Genomic DNA, 19,261 nt, shown 5'->3' with positions numbered 1-19,261 from the left:
CAAACTCCCGTCGTCCGCCCGGAGCGCGGCAGACGGGAGTTTGACGACAGGACCTAGGACCGGCGGGCCGCCAGGGCCCTCAGCTGCCGGTCGTGCGCCCTGCCGAGCAGCAGCACGGACAGCACCGCCCCGATCAGCGCGCAGAACATGTCCCACTGGGTGTCCCACACATCGCCCTGGGTGGCGAGGAACGCGTCCGCGCCCTGCCCGCCGATCTCGGCCGCCAGCCACTCCAGCAGCTCGAAGCAGGCGCTGAACGCCAGGCAGGCGCACACGGTGAGCGGTGCCAGCCAGCGGCTGCCGCGCAACGGCGAGGTGCGGCTGAGCAGTTCACGGACCAGCACGGCCGGGACGAAGCCCTGCATCAGGTGGCCGAAGCGGTCGTACGGGTTGCGTTCCAGGCCGAAGGTGTCGCGCACCCAGTCGCCCACCGGGACCTGCGCGTAGGTGTAGTGCCCGCCGACCGCGAGGACCAGCGCGTGCGCGGTCAGCAGTGCGCACAGCAGCCCGGTCAGGGGGAAGCGCCGCCAGAGCAGCACCACCAGGGGCAGCCCGGCCAGCGCCCACACCGTCTCCAGGAACCAGGTGGTGCGGTCGCGCACGCCCCAGGCCGACACGGCCAGCCCCACGGCCACCACGCCGGCGAAGAGGGCGGGCGGCACGCGGCGCGGCGTGCGGAGCGGGGCGGGGTGCACTGCGGTCACGGCGGGCTCCTTGCCTGAGGGCGGCCTGGGGGTCGTAGGAGCCCCATCGTGGCGCCCGGCCGGGCCCGCCGGCATGAGTACGGCTACTCAGCCGCGGAGAGGATCTCCGCCAGCAGCTCGTCCACCGGAACGCGCTCCCGGCCCGGCGGGACGACCTGGTGCGTCTCGCGCAGGAACGCGGCGACCGCGGGAGCCCAGGCGAACACCACCGCCTGGTGCCGGCCCCCGTCCGGCCGGGTGTCCCCGAGGAACTCCAGACGCAGCTCGTGCCACAGGCCGGTGGCCTCCGGCCGGATCCGGACGTCACCGACGCCGACCGGCCCGGCCAGTCCGTCGGCGAGCATCTGCCGGTCCAGCCGCCAGCAGGCCAGCACCCGGCCGTCGTGGGCGAAGACGGCGGTGACGGCGAACGGGTCGTCGGCGTCGTAGCTGAGATGGGCCAGCACCGGACACCGGCCGGTGCCGTGCGTGAGGAGCTGCACCACCAGGGTCTTGTGCACGAACGAGTTCACGCGGGGGCCTCCGGGACAATCGGCGTAGGGCCCTCTAGTACCCCCGAAGCCGCCGGAATGCTCACCCGTGTGACTGAATCCCGAAGGCTGACCGAGACCGAGGGCCCACCCCCGGAGGCGTGCCGCGGGGTGGCGCCGCGTCAGGCGAACGCCTCACGCAGGGCCGGCAGCAGGGTCTTCGCCGACCAGTCCAGGAACTCGGGCTGCGAGTCGCCGCCGATCTGGACCAGGGCGACCTCCCCGAACCCGGCCTCGGCGTACGGCCGTACGGCCTCCACGAACGCGTCCGGGTCGTCACCGCACGGGATGGAGGAGGCGACGTCGTCCTCGGTCACGAACTGGGTCGCGGCCTCGAAGGAGTCCGGGTGGGGCAGTTCGGCGTTCACCTTCCAGCCGAGCCCGAACCAGCGGAACTGGGAGTGGGCGCGCTTGACCGCCGTGTCCCGGTCGGGGTCGTAGCACACCGGCAGCTGGCCGACCCGGGGCTTGCCGGTGCCGCCGTGCCGGTCGAACGCCTCCAGCAGGCCCGCCTTCGGTTCGGTCGCGATCACCAGGTCGGCGAGGTGCCCGGCCAGCTTGCAGGACTGCTCGCCGGAGACGGCGATGCCGATCGGCGGTGCCTGCTCCGGCAGGTCCCACAGCCGGGCCGACTCCACGTCGTAGTGCTGCCCGTGATGGGTGACATGGCCGCCCTCGAACAGCGCCCGGATGATCTCGACCGCTTCTTCGAGCATCTCGTGGCGGACGTCCACCGGTGGCCAGCCGCCGCCCACGACATGCTCGTTCAGGTTCTCGCCGGCGCCGAGGCCCAGCCGGAACCTGCCCTCCGACAGCAGCTGCACGGTCGCCGCCTTCTGCGCCACGATCGCCGGGTGGTAACGCAGGATGGGGCAGGTCACATACGTCATCAGGGGGATCCGCGACGTGGCCTGGGCGGCGGCGCCCAGCACGCTCCACGCGTACGAGGAGTGTCCCTGCGCGCGCAGCCACGGGAAGTAGTGGTCCGAGATCACGGAGAAGTCGAAACCCGCCTCCTCCGCCTTCACCACGTGATCCACCAGGTCCCGGGGACCTGCCTGCTCGGTCATCATCGTGTATCCGATTCGCACCATACGTGGCGAGTCCCCGGGTCGGCGCCGCGAAAACGGCCGACGGGACCGGGTCACTCCTGCGGCGTGCGGAAGGTCCCCAGGAACGTCTTCAGCGCCAGCCGGTTGGCCGCGTCGTCCCAGGCCGTGGCAGGGGTGGTGAAGCGCAGGGAGAAGCCCCGCGTCCCGCCCAGCAGGAAGCCCCGCCCGAAGGTGTGCACCCGGCTGTCCCCGGAGCCCGCCAGCCACTCCAGGTCGGCGGCCCTGCGGCCCTGGTACGTGGTCGCCCGCACGGCGCCGACACGGTCGTAACCGGGCAGCTTCTTCAACCCCGGCTCGACGTCGTCCCGCCAGACGGCGACCGGGTCGGGGCCCACGCGCTCGCTGTAGGTCACGGCGAGTGCGGGCGAGTCGCCGCCCCTGCCGAAGGTGACGCGATAGGCCAGGTCGGACACCCGGGAGGTGGTCAGCCGCTTCCAGCCGTCGGGCAGCGCCACCGAGAAGCCCTCCGGGGCGGTGTACCGGCGGTAGCCGGCCGGCAGGGCGGGGGAGGCCGAGCCGCTCGGCTCCGAGGGGGGCGTGGTGGCGGGCGTGGTGCCACGGTCGGTCTGCCGGCCGGCGGGGCTGGACGGGGTGGCCCGGGGCGGCGCCCCCGCCGTGTCCGTACCGGACGACAGCGCGCCGGACGCGGCCAGCACCGCCGCGGCCACGGTGACCACGGCCAGCGCGGTGCCGGCGGCCAGGGCCCGGCTGCCGCCCAGCGGTCCGGCGTGGCGTACGGCCCGGTACGCGCCGCGCAGCCGGGGCTCGGGGGCCGGCCGCCGCTCCGCGTCCGTGTCCTCGCGCAGCGCCCGGGTCAGCGCCTCGCGGACCACCGGCCGGGTCAGCCGCTCCCGCGCGTTCTTGCGCAGCAGACCCTGCACGGCCTGCGTGAGCGGTCCGGCGCGCAGCGGGGTGCGCAGCGGCAGCCGGTCCACCGCCTTCAGCGTGGCGTCGGGCCGGCCGCGGTCCCGGAACGGCGGCCGGCCCTCGACCATCGTGTAGAGCAGCGCGCCCAGCGCCCACAGATCGGCGGCCGGGCCGATGCGCTCGTCGCGGGCCTGCTCCGGTGAGGCGTACGACGGTGCCGTCAGCCGCGGCACGAGCGTCGCGCCCGCCAGCCCGAACCCGGTCACGACGACCGGGCCGCCGTCGCGCACGAAGACCTGGCCGGGGCTCAGCTCGCCGTGCGTGATGCCCTCGTCGTGCGCGGCCTGCAGCACGTCCAGCAGCTCCAGGCCGAGCCGGGCCGCCCGCACCGGGTGGAAGGAGCCCTCCTGGGCGAGGAGTTCGCCCAGGGGTGTGCCGTCGACCCACTCGGTGACCGTCCACAGGGCGCCCGCCTCCACCACGGCGTCGACGACCGTCGCCACCTGGCCGGGGCGCAGCAGCCGCATGGTCTGCGAGGTGCGGACGACCCGGGCGGTGACGCGCCGCGCGGTGTCCTGGTCGGCGGGCTCCGGCAGGGCGGTCTGCGCCACCAGGCGGGGCTGTTCCGCCGCCACGTCCTCGGCGTACCACCACAGGCGGTTCGTCTCGCGGGAGAAGACCTCCAGGAGCCGGTACCGTCCGGCGACCAACTCGTGTGCGGAGACGTGCGCCTTGACCATGGTCATCCCTCGCTGAAACCCCTGCCTCGTCTTTCCCAGAGGTACGCGGGGCGAGCGGGGGTGCGTTCAGGGGCGCGCCCAAAACCTCGCGCAGCGGAGTCCTGACAGCGGAACCGTCACAGCGAAGCTGTCAGAGCGGCGGTCTCACAGCAGCCCGAAGCGGCCGGCCCAGTCGGTGAGTTCCCGGGGTGTCGTGTTGCCCCCGCACACCACGAGTCCGATCCGGGCGCCGTCGCCGACCCGCTCCACCACCTGCCGGGCCGCCGGCAGCAGACAGCCCGCGGCGGGCTCGGCCCACACCTTGGCGTGCTCGGCGAGGTCCAGACAGCCCCGCACCGCGTCCCGGTCCGGGACCACGAGCACCTCCTCGACCAGCGCGGACACATGGTCGTACGTCAGCTGTGACACCGCGGGCGCGCTCAACGTGGTGACCAGGGAGGACAGCGGGACCGGCACCGGACCGCCGGCCTTCAGCGCGCCGGACATCGCCTCCGCGCCCCCGGTCTCCACGCCCCACACGCGCACCCCGGGCCGCCGGGCGCGCAGGGCCGCCGCGATCCCGGCGATCAGACCGCCGCCGCCGACGCTGACGACGACGTCCGTCAGCTCCCCGGCGTCCTCGGCCAGCTCCAGACCCACGGTGCCCTGTCCGGCGATCACGACGGGGTCGTCGAACGGGTGGACCAGGGTCAGGCCCTCGTCGCGCAGTCGTGTCACCAGCTCGAAGGCGCTGTCCATGCCGTCGGTCAGCCGCACCACAGCTCCGGCCTCCTCGGCGAGCGCCAGGGAACGGGCCGGCGCGGTGCGCGGCATGACCACGGTCGCCTTCACATCGAGGGCCGCCGCCATCACCGCGAGCGCGATCCCGTGGTTGCCGCCGCTCACCGCGACCACGCCCGCCGCCCGCTCGGCCTCGCTCAGCGACAGCAGCTTCGCCGTGGCCCCGCGGGCCTTGAACGAGCCGGTGCGCTGGAGCAGTTCGAGCTTGGCGGTGACGGGGACGCCGAGCAGCGCGCCGAGGCCGGGGCTCGGTACCGTCGGCGTGCGGACGACGTGCCCGGCGATCCGCCCGGCGGCGGTTTCGATGTCCGAGATCTCGATCACGGTGCTTCACCCTTCCGGCGCGGGTCGGGACCGCGCCGTTCGCACCTTGACCCGCCGGGAGGCCGGAGGTCAACGCCGTTTCGGATCATGGCTACAGGGCGCGGCCCACCAGGGACTCCAGCAGCTCCGTCAGCTCCCCGGCGGCCCCGGCGGCCAGGGGCGCGGTGGTGAGCAGCTCCCGTGCGGCGGCCGTGTGGACCCGGGCCTCGGCCAGGGCCGCCGTACGGCCCCCCGCCGCCTCGATCAGCGCGGCGGCCTCCTCGGCGTACTCGGCCGAGCCGAGCAGCGCGGGCAGCCGGCGGGCCGCCGGGGAGCCGAGCGCGGCCAGCACCGGGAACGTCTTCTTCCGCTCCCGCAGATCGCCGCCCACGGGCTTGCCGGTGACGGCCGGGTCGCCCCAGATGCCGAGCACGTCGTCCACCAGCTGGAAGGCGACGCCGAGGTGGCGTCCGGCCCGGTCGAGCGCGTCGGCCGTGTCCGGGGGCGCCCCGCCGAGCGTGGCGCCCAGTGCGGCGGCACAGCCCAGCAGCGCGCCGGTCTTGCCCTCCGCCATCGCCCGGTACTCCTCGGGTGTCACCCGTTCCGGGCCGGTCCAGGGCCGGGTGGCGAACAGCAGGTCGTCGGCCTGCCCGCGCACCAGATCGGCGAGGGCCGCCGACAGCAGCCGTACCGCGCCGGCGCCCTCCGGTGCGGCGGCGAGGGTGCCGACCGCCAGCGCGAACAGGGCGTCCCCGGCCAGCACGGCCGGACCCGTGCCGTAGGCCTGCCAGACGGCGGGGCGGCGGCGCCGGGTCGCGTCGCCGTCCATGATGTCGTCGTGCAGCAGCGAGAAGGCGTGCACCAGCTCCACCGCGACCGCCGCCGGGACCCCGGCCCGCCCGTCGGCGCCCGCCGCCTCGGCCCCGAGGACCGCCAGCGCCTGCCGTACGCCCTTGCCGCCCGGCGCGGTGGCGGGCGCCCCGCCGACCTCGCACCAGCCGAAGGAGTACGCGGCCATCTCGGCGACCCACGGGTGCAGCCGCCCCACCGCGTTGCGCAGCTCCGGGCGGACCAGTTCCCGGCAGCGGGCGAGGACGTGCCGGGCGGACTCCCGCACCGGCGAGACGGGCGCCGTCATCGCACGGCCTCCGTCTCGAGGCCGAACTCCCGCTGGGCCCGGGCCACCATCTCCCGCGCGTGCCGCAGCCCGCTGCGCTCCAGTGTGCGGGCCAGGTCGGCGAGTTCGGCGGCGGTCTCGGCGCGGTCGCGGCCGAGCTGGGCGAGGGACTTGGCGAGGCCCAGCCGGGACAGTGCCTCGCCGCGCGGTTCGCTCATCGTCCGGAACTCGGTCAGCGCCAGCTCGTAGCGCTCGCGGGCCTCGGCGTAACGGGCCGCGCGGTACAGGACGTTGCCCTGCATCTTGTGGTTGTAGGCGAGCGCGCTGGAGAGGTTCATCTCGCGGCAGGTCGCCTCCGCCACGGCCAGCAGCTCCAGCGCCCGCTCGGTGGCGCCGTCGCGCACCGAGAGGACGTCCGCGAGTCCGCGCAGCGCCCAGGCGTGCCCGCGCCGGTCCTCGGCCCGGCCGGCTATCTCCGCCGCCTCCTCGAACAGCGCGTACGCCGTGTCGTAGTCGCCGGTGTTGCGGTGCATCTGGGCGATGCCTTCCAGGGCCCACACCGTGTGCCGGGCCTCGCCCCGCTTGCGGGCCTCGGCCAGCAGCTGCTCGTGCAGCCGGCCGACCGCCGCGTAGTCGCCCTGGATCCGGCCGGTCTCGGCGAGGCCGGCCAGCGAGTAGCCGCGGACGACGACGTCCCCGCCGCGCTCGCCGAGTTCGGCCGCGAGCCCCAGCAGCCGCCAGGCCAGCGGGAACGCCCCGCGCTGCCGGGCGAGGGTGCCCCCGCTCCACAGCGCCCAGGCCATCGCGGCGGTGTCGCCGGCCTCCCGGGCGGCGCGGTAACTCGCCTTCCAGGCCCGGTCGGCGTCCCGCACATGGCCGAGCCGCCGGTGTGCCTCGGCGACGGCGAGCCCGCAGCGCGCCGCCTCGCCGGGGCGTCCGGCGCGCTCGGCCTCGCGCAGCCGCTCGGTGCCCGCGGCCAGCACGTCGACCAGCGAGGAGTTCACGGACAGGGTGGTCAGGGCGCCCTGGTACTCCGGGGCGAAAGCCTTGCCGTACATGCGTACCCTTCTATACGCGGAGTGTATACATCTCGTGTATAGCGTCTCGGAAAATCGCCCCGGCCCGAGGGGGCCGGGGCTCGGTCTGTCGACGATCAAGACGCCGGTACGGCGGCGGGGGTTGCCCGCCGGTCCCCGATCACCTGTGAAGGTTCAGTGCTGGTCCTTCTGGGGCGTCACCTCGCTCGGCCGCACCACGACAAAGCCCTCGCCCTGGAGCATCAGCTGCACGGCCTCGCCCGAACCGCCGCGCAGCATCGAGCCGATGGACTGGGAGCGGTGCAGCGAGGTCTCCAGGTGCGCGGTCCAGCCGACCACGGCGTCCGTGTCGACGTACACCGGCGCCTGCGCCGACACCGGGATGACCAGCGGGTTGCCGTCGCAGACCAGACCGAGCCGGCCCTGCCCGCTGAAGACGCTGTTGAACAGGCCGCCACCGGCGATGCCGGAGCCCTTCACCGTCTTGATCTCGTACGACAGCGAGGCGTCGAAACACAGGACGTTGCGGCCGTTGACGGTGAACTGGTCACCGGCCTCGACCTCCACGATGAAGCAGTTCTGCGCCTCGTGCGCGAACCAGGCCTCGCCCTGCCCGCGCACCGCCATGAGGGGCAGTCCCTCACCGGTGACCGCACGCTTGAGCATGCCGCCGACGCCCTGCCCCTTGCGCTCGAACTTGAGGCTGCCGCGGTAGGCCACCATCGCGCCCTGCCGGGCGTACATCTCGCCGTTCACCGCGTACTTGATGCACTTGGCGTTCTCGACGGACATTCCCGGCTCCACGGCCGGCTGCACCACGTGCTGACTGGAAAAGAGATCACCCTTCATGCCGGGCATGGTGGCCCGGAGGATGTCATTCCGCCAAGATCACGGAACGTACCGGTTCAGCCACCGAACAGCTGCGTCCCGTACGTGCCCGCCCGGCCGCCGCCCGTGAAGCCAACGCCGATGTGGGTGAACCCCCGCCCGAGGACGTCGCCGCGATGGCCCGGACTGTTCATGCAGCCGTCCACGACCCCGGCGGGGGAGCGCTGCCCGCAGGTGATGTTCTCGCCGTGGTGGCGAGCAGCGGGGCGACGGCCGGCGGGGGCGGCCCGGCCCGCCCGCGCTCGGCGTTGGTGCGGGCGACGACCTCGCCGGCCGTGCGCACCAGCCCGTCCGGTGTCAGCGCAGCGGTCCAGTACCGGTCGCCCGCGTCGGCGTGGGCGAGCACGGCATGCCGGAACGCCGGGTCGAGCAGGGTGCGCCGGGCCCGCGCCGAACCCAGCCAGTGGTCCACGACCCCGGCCGGGGAGCGCGGCCCCGGGGCGAGACGCTCGCCGACGGTCACGTACCCGTACCCGGCGGAGAGCGGGCGCGGATCCGGTACGAGCGGCGGGCAACCGGCGCGAGCGCGAGCGGAGTTGACCAGGCGGGTGAACTCGTCGGGCACGGCAGAGGCCCCCCGGGCCGGACGGGGGGCCGTGGTGCCGCCGCCGTCTGCCGCCGTCGTCGGCTACGTCCACCCCGAAGTCCCCGGCGAGCCCCGGGAGTCCGTCGGCGTACCCGTGCCCGATCGCCCGCGGCTTCCAGCCGGTGCCCGGACGGTGATACAGCTCGGCGCGCAGCAGTACGGTCTGCGTCCCGGGCCGTGGCGGCGCGAACCCCGCCACCGCACGGCCGGAGCGGTCGGTGACATCGAGCCGGGGCGCGGGCAGCCGCCCCAGCGGCGTGCCGGGCCCGGCCGCGCGGACCACGACCGTGACCCGGCACGCACCCCTGCGCAGCCGCACCGGATCGACGTCGGCGTGTCCCCGCGCGACCGGACACAGCGAAGGCACCGGCCACCCGAGGCCGTACCACACCGCCTGGTAGGGACGCGTTCCCTCCGGGGGCGAGTTCGCTCACGCTCGCCGCAACGCCGGGCGGACGCGGCAAAGTTGCCCGTCAGCCGGCCTCAGGGGGCGCCCCTACCTCTTCCCGCAGAACGCCGATTCCAGGGCACCCGCCAACGTGTCCAGCACCTTCCCGTTGTTCGACGTGTTGGCCACAGCCGTGAGACTCCGCCCCCCGTCCTTCGTGCTGAACGCATACGTGTAGTACCCCTGTACCGCCCCCGTGTGCCCGTACACCGACACCCCGCAGGACAGATCCCGCCGCCGCAGCCCGAGCCCGTACGCCGTCGTGCTGGTCACCTTGGTGAACCGCTCCATCTCGGCGAGCCGCGCGGCGGACATCAGCTTCCCCCCGAGCAGCGCGCTGTAGAAGACGTCGAGGTCCCGCGCGCTGGAGATGATCGCCCCCGCGCTCTGCGCCCAGGACACGGTCTGCGCGGTCGCGTCGACCAGCGGGGCGCCCGCCGTGTCCGGCGTCAGGTACCCGCGCGCGTACCGGCCCGGGATCGCGGTGTCCGGATGGACGTAGAACGTGTCCTTCAGCCTCAGCGGTTCGATGACGCGGTTCTCGTACGCCGTCCTCACGGACTGCCCGGTGAGCTTCTCGATGAGCAGCCCGGCGACGACGAAGTTGGTGTTGGAGTACGCGTACGCGGCGCCCGGCGCGTTGGTGCGGGGCTTCTTCAGGGAGAGGGCGACCAGCTGCCGGTAGGTGAAGACCTTCTTCCGGACCGCCTCGAAGCCGGAGACGCTGCTCGCGAACATGTCCTCGGTGTAGTCGTACAGCCCGCTGCGGTGGCTGAGCACATGGCGGACCGTGATCCGGTCGTCCGGCAGCAGGTCCGGCAGGTAGCGGTTGACCGGCGCGTCGAGTGAGAGCCGGTGTTCGTCCACGAGCTGGAGCAGCACGACGGCCGAGAAGGTCTTGGTGACGCTGCCGACCCGGAAGCGGTCGTCGGTGCTGATGGCCCGCCGGGTGGCGCGGTCGGCGACGCCTTGGGTGACCCGGTACGTCCTGCCGTGGTCGTCGATCCGGGCCAGGGCCCCCGGCGCGCCCTGCGCCACCGCCGACCGCAGCACCGCGGCCAGGCCCGCGGTGTCGGGCGCCGGCAGTGCCGCCGCCGGCGCCGGTGTGTCCGGTCCTCCGGTCGCGGCCCGCGCGGGGACCGCGAGCAGGGACAGCGCGACCGCTCCGAGGACCGCTCCCCGTCCCACCGTTGCTGAGACCATCCCCTACCCACTCCCATCGGTCGGTTCCTGATGCGATATCGGTCACATTCCGCCCTGGGAACCTAGGGGATCGAGACCACGTCTCCACAGCCGACACACAGTTGGTCATCTCGTGATCACTCTGCGGCGGTCGTTCGTAAAGGATTGCCATAGAAGTTCGCGAAATGGATCATTCCGGCTTTACGTGCCCATGACTGATCCGCAAGGGTTGCCCCTCGGGGCCGGACCGGCCCCCGTGGCGCCCAACCGCGCCATGCCTCAAGGCGGTTGGGCAACCCGGCCGCCTTCGAACGAAGGAACCCTGATCAGATTGCGTAGACCGCACATACGCACCGTGGCGGTCGCCGTCGTGGTGACGACCGCTGCCACGGGCCTGGCCGGTACGGCCTTCGCGGCTCCTTCCACGGGGGTGGAGCGGTCCGCCGCCTCCACCGCCCCGAACGCCACGGCGGTGGTGGAGGCGGCGCGCACCGCGGCCTTCGCGCACGCCTCGGCGACCGGCGTCTCCCAGGGCGACGAACTGCACGCGCAGGACGTCATGATCGACCCCGAGGGTGCCCGGCACGTCCGTTTCGTCCGCACCCACAACGGCCTGCCGGTGCTCGGTGGCGACCTCATCGTCCACCTCGACCGCCGGCTCGGCTACACGGACGTGACCCGTGCCGCCGGCCACGCCGTCAAGCCGGCCGCCGCCAAGGCCAAGCTGACCGCGGGCCAGGCCGCCGCCAAGGCCGCCCAGGCCGCGAAGGGCGACGCGGGCAGCGCGCAGCTCGTGGTCGACGCCCGCGCCGGCGCCTCCGCGCTCGCCTACCAGGTCACCGTCACCGACAAGGACAGCTCCCGCACGGTCGTCGTGGACGCGGTCACCGGCAAGGTGCGCAGCAACACGCCGACCAGGGACGAGTTCCTGTCGCCGAAGCTGCTCGACGCCCTGCGTGAGCGCGGCGAGACCCTCGACCCGGCCACCGGCACCGGCTCCGCCGCCGCCGTCTCCGGCCTGGTCGGCTCCCGCGGCACCGGTGCCGCGGCCTACCCGTCGGCCGCCAAGGGCACCGGCAAGACCCTCTTCGTGGGCACCGTCTCCCTGACCACCACGCAGACCTCGCGCGGCCACTACCAGCTCAAGGACCCGAACCGGTACGGCACCGAGACGCGGGACGCCAAGGGCTCGTACACGGAGAAGTTCAGCGCCGGTACGAAGTTCACCAACACGACCAACGTGTGGGGCAACGGCACGACCTCCAGCCGGGTCAGCGCCGCCGCGGACGCCCAGTACGGCATCACCAAGACGCTGGACTTCTACAAGTCCACGTTCAAGCGCAAGGGCATCGCCAACAACAGCAAGCCCGCGCAGGCGATGGTCCACTGGGGCAAGAAGGTCGCCAACGCCTTCTGGGACCCGACCTGCACCTGCATGCTGTACGGCGACGGCGACGGCCAGATGTTCAAGAAGCCGCTCGTCGTGCTGGACGTCACCGGTCACGAGCTGACCCACGGCGTGGTGGAGGCGACCGCCAACCTGCAGCCGACCTTCGTCGACTCCGACGGCAACCAGTACGGCGAGCCGGGCTCGCTGAACGAGTCGCTCGCGGACATCTTCGGCTCGAACGTCGAGTTCTACGCCAAGAACACGAAGGACACGCCGGACTACCTGGTCGGCGAGAAGCTGGGTCTCGCGCAGAAGTTCCTGCGCCGCCTGGACCACCCCTCCCTCGACAAGCTGGAGGGCACGATCGACTACTGGTCGCCGGACACCTACTACACCGAGGTGCACGCCGGTTCAGGTGTCTCCTCGCACGCCTACTACCTCCTCGCCGAGGGCAGCGGCAAGAAGACGATCAACGGCGTCAACTACAACTCGCCGACGTACCACAACATCGCGGTCAAGGGCATCGGCCGCACCAAGGCGACGGCCATCTACTACCGTGCGCTCACCCGCTACATGGTCTCCACGACCGACTTCCACCAGGCGCGCACCGCGACGCTGAAGGCGGCCAAGGACCTGTACGGCGCGAACAGCACCGAGTACAAGACCGTGGACAAGTCGTGGGCCGCGGTCAACGTCACCGCCGCCAACACGCCGAGCGCCCGTCACTGACGGACACCGGACCACACCGGCACCACCGGATGCCCCGCCTCGTGCGGGGCATCCGCGTGTCCGGGTGCCCGCGAACGTCCCAACAGCCCCCGTAACAGCGGCTGTTTCTTTTATTGACAGCGGAAAATAAGCGGCTTAGGTTCCCGGCCATGCGTTCGACCCCGCACGCCGAGACCTTCCCGGCGCACACGCCGGCCGCCGCCCAGGTCTTCACGACGGTCCTGTCCCACGGCCCCCTGACCCGCCTGGAGGCGGGCCGCCGGGCCGGGCTGTCCCCGGCCGCCGTCACCAAGGCGGTACGACCCCTGCTCGCGGCGGGATACCTGGTGGAGGGCGGTGACCCGGGGGAGGGCGGCGGCTCGGGGGAGGGTGCCGTCGAGGAGGCCCGTCCGGTTCTCGGCCGGCCCGCCGGCCTGGTCCGGGTCAACGGCGAACGCGCCCTGTTCGTCGGCGTGAAGGCGACCGGGGACGAGCTGATCACCGTCCTGACCGACCTGTGCTGCCGGGTCCGCCTGGCCCGCCGCGCCCCCCTGCGCGACCGGGCCGCCGGTCCCGCGCTGGCCTCGATCGCCGGCCTGGTCCACGAACTCCTCGCCCACGCCGCCGAGTCGGACGCACCGGTGGCCGGCCTCGGCATCGCCGTCTCCGGCGACGTCGACCGCGCCGCGGGAGTCGTACGCTACTCGCCGTTCCTCGACTGGCGGGACGTACCGCTGGCCGAACTCGCCGCCACCGCCTGCGGACTGCCCGTCACCGTCGACAACGATGTCCGGGCGCTGACCGTCGCCGAGCAGTGGTTCGGCACCGGAGCGGGGCTCAGCGACTTCGCCGTGGTGACCGTCGGCGCCGGCATCGGCTGCGGACTCGTGGTGCACGGCCGGCGGGTGGCCGGCGCGCACGGGGTGGCGGGCGAGATCGGGCACGTCGTCGTCGACCCCGCCGGACCCCTGTGCCACTGCGGCAACCGCGGCTGCGTGGAGGCGATCGCCGGGGACGCCGCGATCGTCGCCCGCATGCGCGAGGTGACCGGGCACCAGGTCCCCGACAGCGCCGCCGCGGCGGCCCTCGCCCACCAGGGCCTGCCCGGCGCGCGCGAGGTGTACGCCCGTGCGGGCGAGGCCATCGGCCGGGGCATCGCCACCGTCGCCAACCTGCTCGGCCCCGAGCGCCTGATCATCTCCGGTGAGGGGCTCGCCGCCTACGACCTCTTCGCCGAACAGATCCGGGAGGCGTTCACCACGGCCGCCTTCGGATCGGCCGCCCGGTGCGACGTACAGACCCGCCCGCTGCCCTTCGAGGAGTGGGCGCGGGGCGCGGCTGCCGCCGCGATCCAGACCTTCATCACACAGGACCCCGCCAGCGGAAAGGGCTGAGCCGCCCCGACCCGAACCCACCCAGGAGGCAGACCCATGCGGTCACCCTCGTCTTCCGTCCCGCCCGCTCGCGGGTTCACAGCCGCCGTCGTCCTCGCCCTCACCGCAGGCCTCGCGACGGCCGTCCCGGCCACCGCGCACGCCGACAGCCCACCCGTCCCGGCCGCCAAACCCTTCATGGGCTGGTCCAGCTGGAGCATGCAGTCGTCCAAGTACCCGGGCCTCAACCCGGACGGCGACTACAGCTATCTGACCGAGGCGAACGTCCTCAAGCAGGCCGACGCCCTCGCCGCCAAGCTCAAGCCGTACGGCTACACCTACGTCAACATCGACTCCGGCTGGTGGCGGGACAAGGACTGGAAGCCCGAGTTCGACGCCTACGCACGCCAGCAGGCCGACCCGGTCCGCTTCCCGCACGGCATGAAGGCGGTCGCCGACCACATCCATGGGCTCGGCCTCAAGGCCGGCATCTACCTGCCCGTCGGCCTGGAGAAGGAGGCCTACGGCGACGGCAAGGTGCCGGTCCGGCACGCCGACGGCTGCACCACCGCCGACATCGTCTACGGCGACCTGCGCACCACCAACGGCTGGGACAGCGCCTACAAACTCGACTTCGGCAAGCCCTGCACCCAGAAGTACGTAGACTCCCAGGCCCAGTTGCTCGCCTCCTGGGGCTACGACTTCCTCAAGCTCGACGGCGTCGGACCCGGCTCCTTCAAGAGCGGCGAGAACTACGACAACGTCGCCGACGTCGCAGCCTGGCAGAAGGCGATCGCCGCCACCGGCCGCCCCATCCACCTGGAGCTCTCCTGGTCCCTTGACATCGGCCATGCCGCCGACTGGAAGAAGTACTCGGCCGGCTGGCGCGTCGACACCGACGTCGAGTGCTACTGCAACACCCTTGTCAGCTGGGAGAACTCGGTGGACGACCGCTTCACCGACACCCCCGGCTGGACGAAGCACGCGGGCCCCGGCGGCTGGAACGACCTGGACTCCCTCGACGTCGGCAACGGCGCCATGGACGGCCTGACCAAGGCCGAACGGCAGACCTACGCCACCCTGTGGGCCATCGCCAAGTCCCCGCTCTACACCGGTGACGACCTGACGAAGCTCGACGACTACGGCGTGAAGCTCCTCACCAACCGTGAGGTCATCGCCGTCGACCAGGGCGACTCGCCGTCCGCCCGGCCGGTCACCCCCTCCGACCCCCAGCAGGTGTGGGCCGCGAAGAACCCGAACGGCACCTACACCGTCGCCCTGTTCAACCTCGCCGACGCGCCCGCCGCCGTCACCGCCGACTTCTCCTCCCTCGGCTTCACCGGCAAGGCGTCCGTTCGCGACCTGTGGAACCACGAGAACCTCGGCTCCTACAAGAACAGGATCACCGAGGCCCTGCCGGCCCACGGCTCCCGGCTGTTCACCGTCACCCCGCACGGCAGCGCCCTCACCACCACCGGCTACGAGGCCGAGGCCGGCGCCAACAGCCTCGGCGGCCGGGCTTCCGTCGCCGACTGCTCCGTCTGCTCCGGCGGCAAGAAGGTCGGCGACCTCTACGTCGGCGGCACCCTCCGCTTCACCGACGTGGTCGTGGACCGGCCCGGCACCTACCTGATCAAGGTGGCCTACGTCAGCGGTGACCCCCGACCGGTGAACGTCTCCGCCAACTCCGGCGCCGTCACCCGCCACAGCTTCCCCTCCACCGGCGACTGGGGGACCGTCGAGACGGTCAGCGTCCCCGTCACCCTGAAGGCCGGCAGCAACACCGTCACCTTCGACAGCGGTTCGGACTACGCCCCGGACATCGACCGCATCGACGTCCCCTCGTCCCCGCGCTGACACCCCAGAAGTCCGGAGACCCCCGTGACACCCACCCCGCCCAGCAGACGCGGCTTCCTCGCGCTCGCCGCGGCCACCGGAGCCCTCGCCTCACTGCCCGCCTTCACCGCCACCGCCGCCCCGCAGCGGCCCGGCGCACAGCCCGCCGCCGACGCCCGCCACCAGCTGTGGTGGCGGGCCCCCGCCGACGAGCACTCGCTCATCGAGCAGGGCCTGCCCGTCGGTAACGGCCGCCTCGGCGCCCTCGCCACCAACGACCCCGGCCGGGAACTGCTCCTCGTCACCGACGTCACGATGTGGACCGGCGGCCTCAACGACACCCTGGACGCCGACGGCCAGTTCCCCTACGGCCGCGACGACTTCGGCTCCCTCACCCTCCTCGCCCGGCTCACCGTCGACCTCCCCGACCACGACCTGTCCGCCGTCACCGGCTACCGCCGCACCCTCGACCTCGCCCAGGGCGTGGTCACCACCTCCTACGTCCGCTCCGGCGTCACCTACCGGCGGCAGCTGTTCGCCAGCCACCCCGACGACGTCGTCGTGCTGCACTTCAGCCAGAGCGGCGGCGGCCGGTACACCGGCACGATCACGCTCGACGGCACCCACGGCGAGACCGGGACCGCCGACTCCTTCGCCGGGGCCTTCCCGAACGGCCTGCGCTACGGTGCCGCGGTCGCCGCGCACGGCAGCGGCGGCACCGTCCGCACGGCCGGCTCGCGCCTGGAGTTCACCGGCTGCCGTGAACTGACCGTCGTGCTCAGCGGCGGCACCGACTACACCCCTGACGCCGCCACCCACTACCGCGACCCCGACCTGGACCCCCGGGAACTGGCCCGCACCAAGGTCCGTACCGCCGCACGGCACTCCGCCGGCACCCTGCTGCGCACACACGTCGCCGACCACCGCGCCCTGTTCGACCGGTTCGGCCTCTCCCTCGGCACCTCCTCCGCCGAGCAGCGCGCCCTGGACACCTGGGAGCGCATCCAGGCCCGCGCCCGCGACGGCGCACCCGACCCCGAACTCGAAGCCGCCTACGTCCACTTCGGCCGGTACCTGATGATCGCCGGCTCCCGGGGCAGCCTGCCGCTCGGCCTCCAGGGGCCCTGGCTCGACGGCAACGACCCGGACTGGATGGGCGACTACCACACCGACATCAACCTCCAGATGAACTACTGGATGGCCGACCGGACCGGCCTGTCGTCCTGCTTCGACGCGTTCACCGACTACTGCGTGGCCCAGCTGCCCTCCTGGACCGACCTCACCCGAAGGCTCTTCGACGACCCCCGCAACCGCTACCGCAACTCCAGCGGCAAGAACGCCGGCTGGACGCTCGCCGTCTCCACCAATCCCTTCGGCGGCGGAGGCTGGTGGTGGCACCCGGCCGGCAACGCCTGGGTGTGCAACTCCCTGTTCGAGCACTACGAGTACACGCGGTCCCGCGCGCACCTGGAGAAGATCTACCCGCTGCTCAAGGGCGCCTGTGAGTTCTGGGAGGCCCGGCTGCTCACCACCACGCTGCCCGACAGCGGCCGCGAGGTGCTGATCGCCGACAGCGACTGGTCGCCCGAGCAGGGCCCGCTCGACGCCAAGGGCATCACCTACGCCCAGGAGCTGGTCCGAGCCCTCTTCGGCAACTACCGCACCGCCGCGCGTGAGTTGGGCAGGGACGCCGGGTACGCGCGCACCATCGGCGCCCTGCGCGACCGGCTGTACCTGCCCGTGGTGAGCCCCAAGACCGGCCGGCTGGAGGAATGGATGTCTCCCGACGACCTCGGCGAGACCACCCACCGGCACCTCTCCCCGCTCGTCGGCCTGTTCCCCGGCGACCGCATCCGGCCCGACGGCTCCACCCCCGCCGACATCGTCACCGGCGCCACCGCCCTGCTCACCTCCCGCGGCATGAACAGCTTCGGCTGGGCCAACGCCTGGCGCGCCCTGTGCTGGGCCCGGCTGAAGAACGCCGACAAGGCCTACCAGCTCGTCGTCACCAACCTGCGCCCCTCCACCGGCGGCGGCAACGGCACCGCGCCCAACCTCTTCGACATCTACGAGGTCGAGCGGGGCCGGGGCATCTTCCAGATCGACGCCAACTTCGGCACCCCGGCCGCCGTCGCCGAGATGCTGCTGTACTCCCGCCCCGGGCACCTGGAACTGCTGCCGGCCCTCCCGGAGGCCTGGGCCGCGGCCGGTTCGCTCACCGGAGCCGGAGCCCGCGGCGGCTTCCTCGTCGACCTGGAGTGGCGGGACGGGAAACCCACCGAGGTACGGCTGCACAGCATCGGTGGCACCACGACCTCCCTGGGACACGCGGGGACGTTCCGGACGGTCCGCGTCCGGCCCGGCGAGACCGTCACGCTCCGGGACTTCGCCCGGTGAGCGCCCGCTTTGGACGCTGCCGGCGCGTGCTCGCCGTCCTGCTCACCGCCGCCGTCTGCCAGTCCGTGTCCGCGGCCCGGGCCGCCACCCCGCCCGAGTCCGCCACCCGGGCCACCGGCGTGGTCACCTGGGCCGCGAGCGCCGACCGCATGGGCGAGGGCACGGCCGGCCAGGGCTACCGGCTCGTCGTCCACACCAGCGTCGGCGGCAGCGACCTGCGCGTCCGCTTCACCAACGCCTTCGGTGACCGGCCGCTGACCCTGGACGGTGTCCACGCGGGAGTGCGCGCCCAGGGCGCCGCCCTGCGGCCGGGCAGCAACCGGCCGCTCACCTTCGGCGGCGCCCGCACGGTCACCGTCCCGGCCGGGGCCGTCGCCTGGAGCGACCCGCTGCCCGGCCGGATCGCCGCCGGCACCGACCTGGTCGTCAGTCTGCGCACCCCGGACGCGGCCGGCCCGGCCACCGGTCACTGGATGGCGATGCAGACCTCGTACACCGGCCAGGGCGAGCACACCGCCGAGGAGAGCGGCGCGAACTGGACCCGGACCACCGGGTCCTGGTGGTACATCGACTCCGTCGCCGTACGGCCCTCCCGGGCAGCCGGCGGTGCCGTGGTCGCGCTCGGCGACTCCATCACCGACGGCTGGCAGTCGACCACCGACCTGAACCGCCGCTGGCCCGACTACCTCGCCCGGCGCCTGAACGCGGCCGGCGGACCCCTCCAGGGCGTGGCCAACGAGGGCATCTCGGGCAACAAGGTCCTCGCCGACGGCGCCGGACAGGCCGCGCTGCACCGGCTGGACCGGGACGTGCTGTCCCAGCCCGGGGTGCGCACGGTCTTCCTCTTCGAGGGCGTCAACGACATCAAGGCCCACACCGGCGTCACGGCGGACGATCTGATCGCCGGTTACCGGGAGATCGCCCGGCGGGCGCACGCGGCCGGCACGTGCGTGGTCGCCGCGACCGTCGCACCGTTCAAGGGCTGGCCGGAATGGGACCCGGCCGCAGAGGCCGTACGACAGGAGGTGAACCGGTACCTGCGCGGCAGCGACGACATCGACGCCGTCACCGACTTCGACCGCGTGCTGCGCAGCCCGTACGACCCCGAGCGCATGCTGCCGTTCCTCGACGGCGGCGATCACCTGCACCCCGGCGACAAGGGCATGCAGGCCATGGCCGACGCCGTCGACCTGGACGGTCTCGACTGCGCCCGCTGAGGGCCGCGCCCCGGGAACGCGACGGCCGGGCCGGGGACGTTCCCGG

General features: G+C 73.2%; 15 protein-coding genes. 5 read left to right on the top strand and 10 right to left on the bottom strand.

Going from position 1 to position 19,261, the window contains the following annotated elements; genetic code table 11:
* Positions 1 to 53: 53 nt before the first annotated feature.
* The 10 genes from AB0L21_RS38470 to AB0L21_RS38425 all read right to left on the bottom strand — a co-directional run bounded on the left by AB0L21_RS38470 (position 54) and on the right by AB0L21_RS38425 (position 10,315).
* On the bottom strand, positions 54 to 662 hold the full coding sequence (locus tag AB0L21_RS38470; RefSeq protein WP_365702874.1) for a DUF2238 domain-containing protein: 609 nt from the start codon (positions 660 to 662) through the stop codon (positions 54 to 56).
* Positions 663 to 787: 125 nt separating this feature from the next.
* Complete coding sequence (locus AB0L21_RS38465) at positions 788 to 1,216, bottom strand: SsgA family sporulation/cell division regulator (RefSeq protein WP_365702795.1); 429 nt, start codon at positions 1,214 to 1,216, stop codon at positions 788 to 790.
* A 140-nt stretch (positions 1,217 to 1,356) separates the two neighbouring features.
* Positions 1,357 to 2,328 carry an LLM class F420-dependent oxidoreductase gene (locus AB0L21_RS38460; RefSeq protein ID WP_365702797.1) on the bottom strand — a complete coding sequence of 324 codons (972 nt, stop codon included), beginning with the start codon at positions 2,326 to 2,328 and terminating at the stop codon, positions 1,357 to 1,359.
* A gap of 50 nt (positions 2,329 to 2,378) precedes the next feature.
* A complete protein-coding gene (locus tag AB0L21_RS38455; RefSeq protein WP_365702799.1) occupies positions 2,379 to 3,959 on the bottom strand; it encodes a serine/threonine-protein kinase in 1,581 nt (526 codons plus the stop codon).
* Between the two features lie 138 nt (positions 3,960 to 4,097).
* Complete coding sequence (locus AB0L21_RS38450; RefSeq protein WP_365702801.1) at positions 4,098 to 5,057, bottom strand: pyridoxal-phosphate dependent enzyme; 960 nt, start codon at positions 5,055 to 5,057, stop codon at positions 4,098 to 4,100.
* Positions 5,058 to 5,148: 91 nt separating this feature from the next.
* Positions 5,149 to 6,174 carry a polyprenyl synthetase family protein gene (locus AB0L21_RS38445; RefSeq protein WP_365788647.1) on the bottom strand — a complete coding sequence of 342 codons (1,026 nt, stop codon included), beginning with the start codon at positions 6,172 to 6,174 and terminating at the stop codon, positions 5,149 to 5,151.
* Positions 6,171 to 7,211 carry a tetratricopeptide repeat protein gene (locus tag AB0L21_RS38440; protein ID WP_365702805.1) on the bottom strand — a complete coding sequence of 347 codons (1,041 nt, stop codon included), beginning with the start codon at positions 7,209 to 7,211 and terminating at the stop codon, positions 6,171 to 6,173. The genes AB0L21_RS38445 and AB0L21_RS38440 overlap by 4 nt, the downstream gene beginning before the upstream one ends.
* 153 nt (positions 7,212 to 7,364) lie before the next feature.
* Entirely contained in the window at positions 7,365 to 8,039 is a 675-nt protein-coding gene (locus AB0L21_RS38435; protein ID WP_015493185.1) for an AIM24 family protein, read from the bottom strand.
* Between the two features lie 56 nt (positions 8,040 to 8,095).
* Entirely contained in the window at positions 8,096 to 8,716 is a 621-nt protein-coding gene (locus AB0L21_RS38430; protein ID WP_365788648.1) for a CAP domain-containing protein, read from the bottom strand.
* A 444-nt stretch (positions 8,717 to 9,160) separates the two neighbouring features.
* A complete protein-coding gene (locus AB0L21_RS38425) occupies positions 9,161 to 10,315 on the bottom strand; it encodes a serine hydrolase domain-containing protein (RefSeq protein ID WP_365788646.1) in 1,155 nt (384 codons plus the stop codon).
* Positions 10,316 to 10,625: 310 nt separating this feature from the next.
* Between AB0L21_RS38425 and AB0L21_RS38420 the strand changes: the two genes are divergently transcribed.
* From AB0L21_RS38420 to AB0L21_RS38400, 5 genes are all read left to right on the top strand, one after another.
* A complete protein-coding gene (locus AB0L21_RS38420) occupies positions 10,626 to 12,413 on the top strand; it encodes a M4 family metallopeptidase (RefSeq protein WP_365788645.1) in 1,788 nt (595 codons plus the stop codon).
* 149 nt (positions 12,414 to 12,562) lie between these two features.
* Entirely contained in the window at positions 12,563 to 13,786 is a 1,224-nt protein-coding gene (locus AB0L21_RS38415; RefSeq protein ID WP_365788644.1) for an ROK family protein, read from the top strand.
* Positions 13,787 to 13,822: 36 nt separating this feature from the next.
* The gene (locus AB0L21_RS38410) at positions 13,823 to 15,622 is read left to right on the top strand and encodes a carbohydrate-binding protein (protein ID WP_365788643.1); all 1,800 of its coding nucleotides are present in this window, start codon (positions 13,823 to 13,825) and stop codon (positions 15,620 to 15,622) included.
* Positions 15,623 to 15,646: 24 nt separating this feature from the next.
* Positions 15,647 to 17,998 (top strand): glycoside hydrolase N-terminal domain-containing protein, encoded by a 2,352-nt coding sequence (locus AB0L21_RS38405; protein WP_365788642.1) that lies wholly within the window; start codon positions 15,647 to 15,649, stop codon positions 17,996 to 17,998.
* Positions 17,995 to 19,215, top strand: a complete 1,221-nt coding sequence (locus AB0L21_RS38400; protein WP_365788641.1) for an SGNH/GDSL hydrolase family protein — start codon at positions 17,995 to 17,997, stop codon at positions 19,213 to 19,215. Before AB0L21_RS38405 ends, AB0L21_RS38400 begins: the two co-directional genes overlap by 4 nt.
* Positions 19,216 to 19,261 lie beyond the last annotated feature (46 nt).

It is taken from the genome of Streptomyces sp. NPDC052721 (assembly GCF_040678315.1).
Classification (GTDB): Bacteria; Actinomycetota; Actinomycetes; order Streptomycetales; family Streptomycetaceae; genus Streptomyces.
The sequence above is the reverse complement of the archived record's forward strand: the minus strand, read 5'-3'. Positions and strand labels throughout refer to the sequence as shown.

Bases quoted from the DNA above. Each gene is read 5' to 3' on its own strand.
- AB0L21_RS38460 (WP_365702797.1), bottom strand. From the start codon at position 2,328: ATGGTGCGAATCGGATACACGATGATGACCGAGCAGGCAGGTCCCCGG.
- AB0L21_RS38455 (WP_365702799.1), bottom strand. From the start codon at position 3,959: ATGACCATGGTCAAGGCGCACGTCTCCGCACACGAGTTGGTCGCCGGA.
- AB0L21_RS38445 (WP_365788647.1), bottom strand. From the start codon at position 6,174: ATGACGGCGCCCGTCTCGCCGGTGCGGGAGTCCGCCCGGCACGTCCTC.
- AB0L21_RS38440 (WP_365702805.1), bottom strand. From the start codon at position 7,211: ATGTACGGCAAGGCTTTCGCCCCGGAGTACCAGGGCGCCCTGACCACC.
- AB0L21_RS38435 (WP_015493185.1), bottom strand. From the start codon at position 8,039: ATGAAGGGTGATCTCTTTTCCAGTCAGCACGTGGTGCAGCCGGCCGTG.
- AB0L21_RS38425 (WP_365788646.1), bottom strand. From the start codon at position 10,315: ATGGTCTCAGCAACGGTGGGACGGGGAGCGGTCCTCGGAGCGGTCGCG.
- AB0L21_RS38415 (WP_365788644.1), top strand. From the start codon at position 12,563: ATGCGTTCGACCCCGCACGCCGAGACCTTCCCGGCGCACACGCCGGCC.
- AB0L21_RS38410 (WP_365788643.1), top strand. From the start codon at position 13,823: ATGCGGTCACCCTCGTCTTCCGTCCCGCCCGCTCGCGGGTTCACAGCC.